Genomic DNA, 11870 nt, shown 5'->3' on the forward strand with positions numbered 1-11870 from the left:
CCGTCAGTGGCGGGTGGCAGGATCGAGTCATGCCACACGCGCACGACGCCAGCCCCTACGACGCCCTGCTCCTGCTCTCGTTCGGCGGCCCGGAGGGCCCGGACGACGTGATCCCGTTCCTGGAGAACGTGACACGGGGGCGCGGCATCCCCAAGGAACGTCTCGAGGAAGTCGGCGAGCACTACTTCCGGTTCGGCGGGGTCAGCCCGATCAACGACCAGAACCGCGCCCTCCTCGACGCCCTCCGCAAGGACTTCGCCGAGCACGGACTGGACCTGCCGCTCTACTGGGGCAACCGCAACTGGGCGCCCTACCTCACCGACACCCTGCGCGAGATGGTCGCCGACGGCCGCCGCCGCATCCTGGTCCTCGCCACCAGCGCGTACGCCTCCTACTCGGGCTGCCGCCAGTACCGCGAGAACCTCGCCGACTCGCTCGCCGCCCTGGAGGCCGAGGGCCTGGAGCTGCCGAAGGTCGACAAGATCCGGCACTACTTCAACCACCCCGGCTTCCTGGAACCCATGATCGACGGGGTCGTCGAGTCCCTCGCCGACCTCCCCGAGGACGTACGCGACGGCGCGCACCTCGCCTTCTGCACCCACTCCATCCCGAACGCGTCGGCGGACACCTCCGGCCCGGTCGAGGGACACGGCGAGGGCGGCGCGTACGTGGAGGAGCACCTGGACGTCTCCCGGCTCATCGTGGAGGCCGTGCGCGAGCGGACCGGCGTGGAGCACCCCTGGAAGCTGGTCTACCAGTCCCGTTCCGGCGCCCCGCACATCCCGTGGCTGGAGCCCGACATCTGCGACCACCTGGAGGAGCTGAGCGGGTCCGGCGCCCCGGCCGTCGTGATGGCGCCCATCGGGTTCGTCTCCGACCACATGGAGGTCCTGTACGACCTCGACACCGAGGCCATGGCCAAGGGCGAGGAGCTGGGCCTGCCGGTGCGCCGCTCGGCGACCGTGGGCGCCGACCCGCGGTTCGCCGCCGCGATCCGCGACCTCGTCCTGGAACGGGCCGCCGTCGAGCGGGGCCAGGACGTCACGCCCTGCGCCCTCGGGGCACTCGCCGCGAGCCACCACCTCTGCCCGGCCGGCTGCTGCCCGGCCCGCGCCCCGAAGCCCGCCGCCGCGGGCGCCGACAGCCCGTACGCGTGAGGAGCACCGTGACCGACCAGCCCAACCACCCGGACGGCCTCGGGGCCGAACTGCTGGAGATCGCCCTGGAGGCGGCCCACCGCGCGGGGGCCTTCCTGCGGGACGGCCGGCCCGAGGACCTCGGGGTGGCCGCCACCAAGTCCAGCGCGGTCGACGTCGTCACCGAGATGGACATCGCCTCCGAGAAGCTGATCACCGGCCTGCTGGCCGAGCGCAGGCCGCACGACGGCGTGCTCGGCGAGGAGGGGGCCTGCGTCGAGGGCACCAGCGGCGTCCAGTGGGTGATCGACCCGATCGACGGCACCGTCAACTACCTGTACGGCATGCCGAGCTGGGCCGTGTCCATCGCGGCCCGCGTGGACGGCGAGACGGTAGTCGGCGTGGTCCACGCGCCCGTGCGCGGCGAGACCTACCGCGCGGTCCTCGGGCAGGGCGCGTACGTGAACGACCGCCGCGCGCGTGTACGGCCCGCCCCCGACCTGGAGCTGGCCCTGGTCGGCACGGGCTTCGGCTACCGCGCCGAGCGCCGCGCCCGGCAGGCCGACGTACTGCGCGAGCTGATCCCCCAGGTCCGCGACATCCGCCGCGGCGGCTCGGCCGCGATCGACCTGTGCGACGTCGCCGTGGGCCGCCTGGACGCGTACTACGAGCGCGGACTGAACGCCTGGGACTACGCGGCGGGCGACCTCATCGCCCGGGAGGCGGGCGCCCTGACCGGTGGCCGCCCCGCACAGCCCCTCTCACCCGACCTGACCGTCGCCGCCCCGCCCGGTCTCTTCGAGGCCCTCCAGGCCCGCCTGGAGGAACTCGGCGCCTGGCACGACTGAGCGGGGCGGCGGCGCACGCAAGAAAGCGGCGCGCACGCGAAACAGCGGGACCCCAGGCCGGCTGCCTGGGGTCCCGCTGTCCGTGCGCGTGGCTCCGGATCAGACGCTGAACGCGCCGACCTCCACACCGTGGTCGGCGGCGAGGCGGTGCAGGTCGTCGAGCTCGGCCTGCTCCACTTCGACGAGGAAGTCGTCGCCCTCGTCACGAGCCCTGGTCAGGTCGGACTCGGTCGCCCTTATGCGCTGCAGAAGTCCTGCGGTGAATGCGTCCATGCTGCGCCCCCTCGTCCTGGTCGTGGGTCGATGGCACGGGGGTGTGCCGGTTCGGAAGGGACGATCACGCTTCTTGTGGATGCCCAGCGCCACCCGTGCCGGGCGGCGTCGGTGCCGGACACCCACGCCCGCTCTGCGGAAAGCGGATCGCCGCGTACCGCATGGTGGTGCGGCACAAGCAGAGCGTGATCGCGGGGTGTAAAGCCTGTCCTCCCCTCGCCGTCTTCGACGGAAACCTCAACCCCGCGAAAAAATCCCGCATTCCCGGTCGCCTCCGGGCAGGAGATCGCCTTACCGCCGACTTACGGCCGAAAAAGGCAGGATGGAGGTCACACACCCACGAACACCCTGCCCGTGTGCGCCTTCGGCGTGCTACGCGGGGGGACACAGGAAGGACAAGCGACGTGCGCGTACTCGTCGTCGAGGACGAGCAGCTGCTCGCCGATGCGGTGGCCACCGGACTGCGCCGGGAGGCCATGGCCGTCGACGTCGTGTACGACGGTGCGGCCGCCCTGGAGCGCATCGGCGTCAACGACTACGACGTGGTCGTCCTCGACCGCGACCTCCCCCTCGTGCACGGCGACGACGTCTGCCGCAAGCTCGTCGAGCTGGGCCTGCCCACGCGCGTGCTGATGCTCACCGCGTCCGGCGACGTCAGCGACCGCGTCGAGGGCCTGGAGATCGGCGCCGACGACTATCTGCCCAAGCCGTTCGCCTTCAGTGAGCTGATCGCGCGCGTGCGGGCCCTCGGCCGGCGGACCAGTGTGCCCCTGCCGCCGGTCCTGGAGCGCGCCGGCATCAAACTCGACCCCAACCGCCGCGAGGTCTTCCGCGACGGCAAGGAGGTCCAGCTCGCGCCCAAGGAGTTCGCGGTCCTGGAGGTGCTGATGCGCAGCGAGGGCGCCGTCGTCTCCGCGGAGCAGCTCCTGGAGAAGGCCTGGGACGAGAACACCGACCCGTTCACCAACGTCGTCCGGGTCACCGTCATGACGCTGCGGCGCAAGCTCGGCGAGCCACCGGTGATCGTCACGGTGCCCGGCTCCGGATACCGGATCTGATCCGCCATGGCCGCGACCCCCGCACCGCCCGCAGCTCCGCCCAAGCCGACCTGGGACCCCCAGCGGCCGCAGGCCCCGTTCCCGTGGCTGCGCCCGACCATCCGCATACGGCTCACGCTGCTGTACGGCGGCATGTTCCTGATCGCGGGCATCCTGCTGCTGTCGATCATCTATCTGCTGGCCGCCCAGGCGATCAACACCGGCAACCAGCCGCTGTTCAAGATCGTCGGCGGCGATCGCATCAGCGTCTCCAGCGAGCAGTGCCCCGCCGTCGACGCCGACTCCTCGGTCAACGTCCCGCTCACCGACTTCAACGCGGCGATCGCCAACTGCATCGACGACCAGCGCCGGGCCGCCCTGGACGCCCTGCTCAGCCGCTCGCTGCTGGCCCTGCTCGGGCTGGCCGTGATCGCCTTCGCCTTCGGCTACGCGATGGCGGGCCGGGTGCTCGCGCCGCTCGGCCGCATCACACGCACCGCGCGCGCGGTGGCCGGGTCGGACCTCTCCCGCCGTATCGAGCTGGACGGTCCGGACGACGAGCTGAAGGAGCTGGCGGACACCTTCGACGACATGCTGGAGCGGCTCCAACGGGCCTTCACGGCCCAGCAGCGCTTCGTCGGCAACGCCTCGCACGAGCTGAGAACACCCCTGGCGATCAACCGCACGCTGCTGGAGGTGCACCTCTCCGATCCCGACGCGCCCCCCGAACTGCAACAGCTGGGCAAGACCCTGCTGGCCACCAACGAGCGCAGCGAGCAACTCGTCGAGGGCCTGCTGCTGCTCGCCCGCAGCGACAACCAGATCGTCGAGCGCAAGCCCGTGGACCTCGCCGAGGTGGCCTCCCAGGCCATCGACCAGGTGCACGGCGAGGCCGAGGCCAAGAAGGTCGAGATCCGCGGCGAGCGGGCCCCGGCGGTGGTCCAGGGCAACGGCGTCCTGCTGGAGCGGATCGCGCTGAACCTCGTCCAGAACGCCGTCCGGTACAACGTGCCGGGACCGGGCGGCTGGGTCGAGGTGACGACGGAGCTCCAGCAGGGGCAGGCGGTCCTCGTGGTCACGAACACCGGCCCCGTGGTGCCGGCGTACGAGATCGACAACCTCTTCGAGCCGTTCCGGCGGCTGCGGACGGAGCGCACGGGAAGCGACAAGGGCGTGGGCCTCGGCCTGTCGATCGTCCGGTCCGTGGCCCGCGCGCACGGCGGCCACATCGCCGCCCAGCCACGTGAGGGGGGCGGTCTGGTGATGCGTGTGACCCTGCCCGTCTGAGAAGATGTGCCGCCTTCCGGGACATGTTCGCTTCACGCGGAATTTCCCGGGGTGCCCATGGGTTCTGATCAGAACGGTCGCGCACGACCAATGTGTGATCGATCACATGGGCGATTTTCCAGCCATCTACTGAGCGTGATCATGTGCCCGTCGGAACGCCGGGAAAATCCGGGTTTTCGGGGGTTGAGATCACGGGAAGTACATGCTGAGGCGCCTTTGAAATGCAGCCCGAGGACCGTGTACGGTCCCGTTCGCCATCCAAGCCGATCACTCTTGAGGGGTCCGGTTGGGTGTCGATTGAGTAACAGACCTTGATGTGAGGCAAAATCTCCGCCTCAGGTCGGGCACAAGTCCGGCCTCTCACGCGTTACGTGCGCTGGAGACACCACAGACACCCAGAGGGGGAGAGCGACATGGCAACGGATTACGACACCCCACGCAAGACCGACGACGACGTCGACTCGGACAGCCTGGAAGAACTCAAGGCGCGCCGGAACGACAAGTCGACCTCCTCGGTGGACGTCGACGAGTTCGAGGCCGCGGAGGGCCTGGAGCTGCCGGGCGCCGACCTGTCGAACGAGGAACTGGCCGTCCGCGTCCTGCCGAAGCAGCAGGACGAGTTCACCTGCATGAGCTGCTTCCTTGTGCACCACCGCAGCCAGCTGGCCCGCGAGAAGAACGGTCAGCCGATCTGCCGCGACTGCGACTGAGGCAGGGTCGGCCGTGACTGGCTCGACCCCTCCCTGGAAGCGCCGCCTCCGCAAGGGGGCGGACCACGGGCCGTACAGCGGCTCTGACGGCGTGCGTGACGACGAGCGGGGCTCCTCCGATCCCGGAGCGGCCTCGCTCGAACGTGCGTCGGACACGGCGTCGGGGGGCGCCACGGATGAGCAGGGCCGCCTGCCCGTACCGGTGGACACTCCGGCGCCGGTCGCCAGAAAGCGCACGGCGGCCGTCCGGGCCGGCATCAGACAGGGCCTGAGCGTCGGGGCCCGCAGGAGCGGTGACCGCGCGCGGGCCGGGCTCGCGTACCTCACCGACCGGATCATCGACATGGCCCCGAGGATCCCCGTCCGGGACCTCGCGACCCTGCGTGCCCAGTTCCCCGGTCTCGGGCCGGAACAGCTGGCCGACAAGCTCGTGGCGGGCGCCGCCAAGGCGTCCTCCACCGTGGGCGCCGGAGTCGGGGCCGCCGCCATGCTGCCCACACCGCCCGCCATGCCCGCGGAGCTGGCCGCCGAGATCACCGGCGTCGCCGCGATCGAGCTGAAGCTCATCGCCGAACTGCACGAGGTGTACGGGGCGCGACCGCCCGGAACCCTCCGTCAGCGCAGCACCGCCTACCTCGACTCCTGGTCAGGTGAGCGCGGGATCGACGTCACCAGGCCCACGACGATCGACGCGGCGCTCGGCGGACAGCTGAAGCGGCAGCTGCGCCAGCAGATCATGAAGCGCATGGTGCGGAACCTGCCGAACCTGATGCCGTTCCTGGTCGGGGCCGCTGTGGGCGCGGTCATGAACCGCCGGGACACCAAACACCTCGCGGAGCGCGTCCGCAAGGACCTGCGGCGGACCCAGGTGCCCTGGGAGGCCCTGCCGGACCTCCCGGCACTGGAGAAGCCGGCAGACCCCGTGGCGGTGGCCGAGCCGCCGCCGAACCCCGACGAGCACTGACCGGGGTCCGGCCCGTCGATACGCGGGAACCCACCGACTCCCGGAGCAACTCCACGACCCCGCCGTGGGTCCGTACGACTCCCGCCGACCGTAAGAATCAGGCGAGAAATCGGCGCGGCGGGGAAGCCGACGCCGTGGCCACGCCTGGCTACGCCTTGGCCTTGGCCGCCTCCAGGGCGGCGATCAGCCGCTGGGGCTGCCGGGTCGACAGGTACAGATACGGCGTGGGGTCGGCCGGGTCCGTGACGGGGACGCGCAGGGCGCCCGGAATGTAGGCCCGCAGCAGCATGAACGCCCGGGTGTCGGCCTTGTGCGTACGCCAGGCCCGCGCCTCCTCGGCGTCGAGGATCTCCGGCTCACCGAGGGCGCTCACCGGGATCTTCGCCTCGCCGGCGATCAGGGAGTCCCCCACCACGCGGATGCGGACGGAGCCGTACGAGCTGGCCACCACCGCCGCGGCGGCGGTGCCGCCCGCCAGACCGCCGAGCAGCGGCAGGGTGCCGAAGGGCAGCAGGATCAGGGCCATGGAGACGCCGACCAGGAAGCACACCAGCCACCACGAACGGGGCGCGGTGAGGCGTTCTTCGTACGGCGTGGCGGAGAGCTGCATGGCGCCAAGCTTGGCATGGGGAGCGCCGGCCCCGGTAAATGGGGGCGCCCGAGGGGAAACCCTGTCCGCCGGGACGATGGCCGGAGGCTGACGGACGGGTAAGGTCTGCGGCTGTGAGAGGTACTTCCGCGGCCCTGCAGCCCCCGGCGGACGCCACGGCGCCCGTCCGGCACCCCGAGGCGCCCGCCCCGGGCGAGCTGCTGGGCGCGCACTACGGGCAGTGTTTCGGCTGCGGCGACCAGCAGCCCCACGGGCTGCACCTGGCGGCCCGGGCCGGCGAGGGGGTCTCCCTCACCGCCGAGTTCACGGTCAAGGCCGCCCACCAGGGCGCGCCCGGCCTGGCGCACGGCGGGGTCCTGGCCACCGCCCTCGACGAGACCCTCGGCTCGCTCACCTGGCTGCTGCGCACCATCGCGGTGACCGGGCGGCTGGAGACCGACTTCGTACGGCCCGTGCCGGTCGGCGCCGTGCTGCACCTCCAGGCGGAGGCGACGGCGGTGGCCGGGCGGAAGATCTACGCGACCGCCACCGGACGCGTGGGCGGCCCCGACGGCCCGCTCGCCGTCCGCGCCGACGCGCTCTTCATCGAGGTGAAGGTCGACCACTTCATCGACAACGGCCGCCAGGAGGAGATCCAGGCGGCCATGAACGACCCGGACCAGGTCCGGCGGGCCCGGGCCTTCGAGGTGAACCCATGAGCGGCGGCCGTACCCCGGTGGACGTGCTGATCCGGCGCGTCGACCCGGACGTTCCGCTTCCGGAGTACGCGCACCCCGGTGACGCGGGCGCCGATCTGCGCACCACGGAGAGCCGTGAACTGAAGCCGGGCGAACGGGCCGTCCTGCCCACGGGAGTGTCCATCGCGCTCCCGGAGGGGTACGCGGCCTTCGTGCACCCTCGATCCGGCCTCGCCGCCCGCTGCGGTGTCGCCCTGGTGAATGCCCCAGGGACGGTTGATGCCGGGTACCGTGGGGAGATCAAGGTCATTGTGGTGAACCTCGACCCGCGGGAGTCCGTGGTGTTCGAGCGCTTCGACCGGATTGCCCAACTGGTCGTCCAGCAGGTCGAGAAGGTGCGCTTCCAGGAGGTGGCGGAGCTTCCCGACTCGGCGCGGGCCGAGGGGGGCTTCGGGTCCACCGGCGGTCATGCCGCCGTGGGCGGCACAACGGGTGGGAATCGATACGCTTCGGTCGTATCCGACCGGGAAGGACAGTGACGTGTTCGGACGTCGCAAGAAGAAGGGCTCCGCTGAGGACGCGGCGGACGCGGCGAGCGAGGCCGAGCAGGTCGTCGACGCAGTCGGCACTGAGACGGACCAGGTCGAGCGGGAGCGCGTGCGGCTGGAACCGGAGCCGCGGCCCGACGGGCCCTGGGACAGCTCCGAGGTCTCCAACCCCGGCGAGGGCCGGGTCGACCTCGGCGGCCTCTTCGTGCCCGGTGTCGAGGGCATGGAGCTGCGGGTCGAGGTCGCGGGTGACGCGATCGTCGCGGCGACCGTCGTCCTGCGCGACAGCGCGGTCCAGCTGCAGGCCTTCGCCGCCCCCAAGCGCGAGGGCATCTGGGGCGAGGTCCGCGAGGAGATCGCCACAGGCATCACCCAGCAGGGCGGTGTCATCGACGAGGTCGAGGGGCCGCTGGGCTGGGAGCTGCGGGCCCAGGTGCCCGTGCAGCTGCCGGACGGCACGGGCGGCTTCCAGGTCGTCCGCTTCGTGGGCGTGGACGGGCCGCGCTGGTTCCTGCGCGGTGTGATCTCCGGCCGGGGCGCGGTCGAGCCGCAGACCGCCGGCCTGCTGGAGCAGATCTTCCGGGACACGGTCGTGGTCCGCGGTGAGGGCCCCATGGCCCCGCGCGACCCGATCGTCCTGAAGCTCCCGAACGACGCGCAGATGGTGCCGGAAGGCGTGCAGCAGGAGGAGCAGAGCGGTTCCCGCTTCTCCGGCGGCATGGGCCAGCTCCAGCGGGGCCCGGAGATCACCGAGGTCCGCTGACCCACCGCACAGACGCACGGGCCGTACCCCTTTGGGGTGCGGCCCTTCGTCTTTGGGGTGCGGCCCCTCGTCATGCCGGGAACGGCACCCGGGGTGCGCGGGCCTGGCGGGGTCAGCGGCGGCTCGTACGGGGGTGCGAGTCTGTCGGCGCTCCCCGGTAGGCTTTTTGCCATGAGTGCTGTTCCTCGTTCAGAGAAGCCGGCGGGCCGGTTCCGGCGCATGCTCGACCGGCTGTCCTCGTCCCAGGAGGACCTGGAGAGCGAGGAGCTGCGGGAGGACACGGACACCGCGGGCTGTACGCGGATCTGTGACTGCCACGACCGACAGATCGTGACGGTTACTGGTACCTTGCGCACGGTCACGCTGCGCCCGCGGGCCGGTGTGCCGGCCCTGGAGGCGGAACTGTTCGACGGTTCGGCCGCCCTGGACGTGGTGTGGCTCGGCAGGCGCTCCATCGTCGGGATAGAGCCGGGGCGCAAACTGATCGCATCCGGGCGGATCTCGATGAGCCGGGGCCGTAGGGTGCTCTTCAACCCGAAGTACGAACTCAGACCGCTCGGACGGGAGTAGCCGGTGACGTCGCTCGACAAGCCGACGGAGGACGCCGCCCGCGGCGCCCAGGACACGACCGGTGTCCAGGACGACCCCCAGGACTCCAGGGCGGTGACCGAGGCCGCGCTGTTCGAGGCGTTCGGCGGGGTGCGCGGCATGGTCGAGACCGTGCTGCCCGGCCTCCTCTTCGTCGCCATCTACACGATCAACAAGGACCTGCACTCGTCGGCCCTCGCGGCCCTCGGTGTCTCCCTGCTGCTGGTCGTGGTGCGGCTGGTCAGGAAGGACACCGTCAAGCACGCCTTCAGCGGTGTCTTCGGCGTCGCCTTCGGCGTGGTCTTCGCGATGATGACCGGCAACGCGAAGGACTTCTATCTGCCGGGCATGCTCTACACGCTCGGCATGGGCCTGACGTACATCATCACCACGCTCGCGGGCGTGCCGCTGATGGGGCTGATGCTCGGACCGGTGTTCAAGGAGAACCTCTCCTGGCGGACCCGCAACCCCGGCCGCAAGAAGGCGTACGCGAAGGCGAGCTACGCCTGGGGCGCGATCCTGCTCGGCAAGTGCGCCATCCTCTTCCCGCTGTACTGGTGGGCCGACACCGAGCAGCTCGGCTGGGTGCTCGTCGCGCTGAAGATCCCGCCGTTCCTGCTGGCCGTCTGGCTGACCTGGGTCTTCCTGGCCAAGGCACCGGCGCCGATCGATGTGTTCGCGGAGATGGAGGCGGCCGAGCAGGCCGAGAAGGAGCGCAAGGCCGCCGAGCGGGCGGCCCACACGGGCGACTGAACCACGCGCGAAGGGGCGCCCGGAGACCTCCGGGCGCCCCTTCGCCGTGTCCGACCGGGTCAGCTCGTCGCGTCCTCGCGGCGCACCGACAGCAGATCCTCCAACTGCTCCTCGCGGGCCTGAGCGGCGACGAAGAGCAGCTCGTCGCCGGCCTCGAGGGAGTCCTCCTGGGTCGGGGTGAGGACCCGGGTGCCGCGGATGATCGTGACCAGGGACGTGTCCTCCGGCCACTCGACGTCGCCCACCTGCGTGCCGGCCAGCGCCGACTCCGGCGGCAGGGTCAGCTCGACCAGGTTGGCGTCACCGTGGCTGAAGCGGAGCAGGCGCACCAGGTCGCCGACGCTCACCGCCTCCTCCACCAGGGCCGACATCAGACGGGGCGTCGACACGGCGACGTCCACACCCCAGGACTCGTTGAACAGCCACTCGTTCTTGGGGTTGTTCACACGGGCGACGACGCGCGGGACGCCGTACTCCGTCTTCGCCAGCAACGAGACGACCAGGTTGACCTTGTCGTCGCCCGTCGCGGCGATCACCACGTTGCAGCGCTGCAGCGCGGCCTCGTCCAGCGAGGTGATCTCGCAGGCGTCGGCCAGCAGCCACTCCGCCATGGGGACGCGCTCGACCGAGATCGCGGTCGGCGCCTTGTCGATGAGCAGGATCTCGTGGCCGTTCTCCAGCAGTTCGCCCGCGATCGAGCGGCCCACCGCCCCGGCTCCGGCAATGGCGACCCTCATCAGTGACCGCCCTCCTCGTCGGGACCCTCGGCGAAGGACGCCTCGACCTTCTCCACGTCGTCCGTACGCATCATCACGTGCACCAGGTCGCCCTCCTGCAGCACCGTCTGCGAGGTGGGCAGGATGGCCTCGCCCAGGCGGGTGAGGAACGCGACGCGGACGCCCGTCTCCTCCTGCATCTTGCTGATCTTGTGGCCCACCCAGGCCGAGGAGGCGTGCACCTCGGCGAGCTGGACGCCCCCGGTGGGGTCGCGCCACAGCGGTTCGGACCCGGCGGGCAGCAGCCGGCGGAGCATCTGGTCGGCCGTCCAGCGGACGGTGGCGACCGTGGGGATGCCCAGACGCTGGTAGACCTCGGCACGGCGGGGGTCGTAGATCCTCGCCGCCACGTTCTCGATGCCGAACATCTCGCGGGCGACGCGGGCGGCGATGATGTTGGAGTTGTCGCCGCTGGAGACGGCGGCGAACGCGCCCGCCTCCTCGATGCCCGCCTCACGCAGGGTGTCGCGGTCGAAGCCGACGCCGGTGACACGGCGGCCACCGAATCCCGAGCCCAGACGACGGAAGGCCGTGGGGTCCTGGTCGATCACGGCGACCGTGTGCCCCTGTTGCTCCAGGGTCTGGGCGAGGGTCGACCCCACTCGCCCGCAGCCCATGATGACGATGTGCACGACCGTCCTTCCGGTGTCAATAGCTGGTGTTCAGCCGAAACGGCAAAAACAGGGTCTCAGACCGTGGCCCAAGCTACACACGCGCGGTCGGCCAAGGGCACCCCTGTGCAGCACCCGTCAGGTGGGCGAGCGCCGGCGGCTGATCCGGCGGACGCTGATCATCGTCAGGACACCGAGGCCGACGAGTGACGCCAGCGCGCCGATCAGCTCCGCGGTCGCGGCCTGCATGGGGCCTCCAAGATGTGGGGGGACGGGATTCGTCATATAG

General features: G+C 71.1%; 15 protein-coding genes. 11 read left to right on the forward strand and 4 right to left on the reverse strand.

All coding sequences use genetic code 11. The annotated features are described in order from the left end of the window. Positions 1–29 precede the first annotated feature (29 nt). Together ACZ4Z2_RS06555 and ACZ4Z2_RS06560 are read left to right on the forward strand one after the other, a co-directional pair. Positions 30–1157 (forward strand): ferrochelatase, encoded by a 1128-nt coding sequence (locus ACZ4Z2_RS06555; protein ID WP_468073025.1) that lies wholly within the window; start codon positions 30–32, stop codon positions 1155–1157. An 8-nt stretch (positions 1158–1165) separates the two neighbouring features. Further along, a complete protein-coding gene (locus ACZ4Z2_RS06560; RefSeq protein ID WP_468073027.1) occupies positions 1166–1984 on the forward strand; it encodes an inositol monophosphatase family protein in 819 nt (272 codons plus the stop codon). 99 nt (positions 1985–2083) lie between these two features. Here the strand turns inward: ACZ4Z2_RS06560 and ACZ4Z2_RS06565 are convergent, their stop codons facing one another. Continuing rightward, a complete protein-coding gene (locus ACZ4Z2_RS06565; protein ID WP_167738856.1) occupies positions 2084–2257 on the reverse strand; it encodes a hypothetical protein in 174 nt (57 codons plus the stop codon). Between the two features lie 404 nt (positions 2258–2661). On the opposite strand from ACZ4Z2_RS06565, the gene ACZ4Z2_RS06570 reads away from it, so the two are divergent. The 4 genes from ACZ4Z2_RS06570 (at position 2662) to ACZ4Z2_RS06585 (ending at position 6255) form a co-directional block, all read left to right on the forward strand. Next, positions 2662–3315 carry a response regulator transcription factor gene (locus ACZ4Z2_RS06570; RefSeq protein ID WP_009340866.1) on the forward strand — a complete coding sequence of 218 codons (654 nt, stop codon included), beginning with the start codon at positions 2662–2664 and terminating at the stop codon, positions 3313–3315. A gap of 6 nt (positions 3316–3321) precedes the next feature. Further along, positions 3322–4581, forward strand: coding sequence for a sensor histidine kinase (locus ACZ4Z2_RS06575; protein ID WP_468073030.1), 1260 nt, complete (start codon positions 3322–3324; stop codon positions 4579–4581). A gap of 413 nt (positions 4582–4994) precedes the next feature. Continuing rightward, complete coding sequence (locus tag ACZ4Z2_RS06580) at positions 4995–5291, forward strand: DUF4193 domain-containing protein (protein WP_003997302.1); 297 nt, start codon at positions 4995–4997, stop codon at positions 5289–5291. Between the two features lie 13 nt (positions 5292–5304). Continuing rightward, a complete protein-coding gene (locus ACZ4Z2_RS06585; protein WP_468073032.1) occupies positions 5305–6255 on the forward strand; it encodes a hypothetical protein in 951 nt (316 codons plus the stop codon). Between the two features lie 148 nt (positions 6256–6403). On the opposite strand, the gene ACZ4Z2_RS06590 is transcribed toward ACZ4Z2_RS06585, so the two are convergent. Further along, positions 6404–6865, reverse strand: coding sequence for a DUF3093 domain-containing protein (locus ACZ4Z2_RS06590; protein WP_468073034.1), 462 nt, complete (start codon positions 6863–6865; stop codon positions 6404–6406). A 113-nt stretch (positions 6866–6978) separates the two neighbouring features. Between ACZ4Z2_RS06590 and ACZ4Z2_RS06595 the strand changes: the two genes are divergently transcribed. The 5 genes from ACZ4Z2_RS06595 to ACZ4Z2_RS06615 all read left to right on the forward strand — a co-directional run bounded on the left by ACZ4Z2_RS06595 (position 6979) and on the right by ACZ4Z2_RS06615 (position 10194). After that, positions 6979–7563 carry a PaaI family thioesterase gene (locus tag ACZ4Z2_RS06595; protein ID WP_468073036.1) on the forward strand — a complete coding sequence of 195 codons (585 nt, stop codon included), beginning with the start codon at positions 6979–6981 and terminating at the stop codon, positions 7561–7563. Beyond that, positions 7560–8081, forward strand: coding sequence for a dUTP diphosphatase (dut, locus tag ACZ4Z2_RS06600; protein WP_468073038.1), 522 nt, complete (start codon positions 7560–7562; stop codon positions 8079–8081). Before ACZ4Z2_RS06595 ends, dut begins: the two co-directional genes overlap by 4 nt. A gap of 1 nt (position 8082) precedes the next feature. Continuing rightward, the gene (locus ACZ4Z2_RS06605) at positions 8083–8853 is read left to right on the forward strand and encodes a DUF3710 domain-containing protein (protein WP_468073040.1); all 771 of its coding nucleotides are present in this window, start codon (positions 8083–8085) and stop codon (positions 8851–8853) included. Between the two features lie 171 nt (positions 8854–9024). Next, entirely contained in the window at positions 9025–9423 is a 399-nt protein-coding gene (locus ACZ4Z2_RS06610; protein WP_079054818.1) for an OB-fold nucleic acid binding domain-containing protein, read from the forward strand. Positions 9424–9426: 3 nt separating this feature from the next. Further along, positions 9427–10194 (forward strand): DUF3159 domain-containing protein, encoded by a 768-nt coding sequence (locus ACZ4Z2_RS06615; protein ID WP_468073042.1) that lies wholly within the window; start codon positions 9427–9429, stop codon positions 10192–10194. Between the two features lie 59 nt (positions 10195–10253). Here ACZ4Z2_RS06615 and ACZ4Z2_RS06620 read toward each other — a convergent pair whose 3' ends face one another. After that, positions 10254–10931 carry a potassium channel family protein gene (locus tag ACZ4Z2_RS06620; protein ID WP_468073044.1) on the reverse strand — a complete coding sequence of 226 codons (678 nt, stop codon included), beginning with the start codon at positions 10929–10931 and terminating at the stop codon, positions 10254–10256. After that, on the reverse strand, positions 10931–11602 hold the full coding sequence (locus ACZ4Z2_RS06625; protein ID WP_055520747.1) for a potassium channel family protein: 672 nt from the start codon (positions 11600–11602) through the stop codon (positions 10931–10933). The genes ACZ4Z2_RS06620 and ACZ4Z2_RS06625 overlap by 1 nt, the downstream gene beginning before the upstream one ends. Positions 11603–11870: the final 268 nt, after the last annotated feature.

The sequence above is a fragment of the Streptomyces sp. NPDC030183 genome, assembly GCF_055573455.1.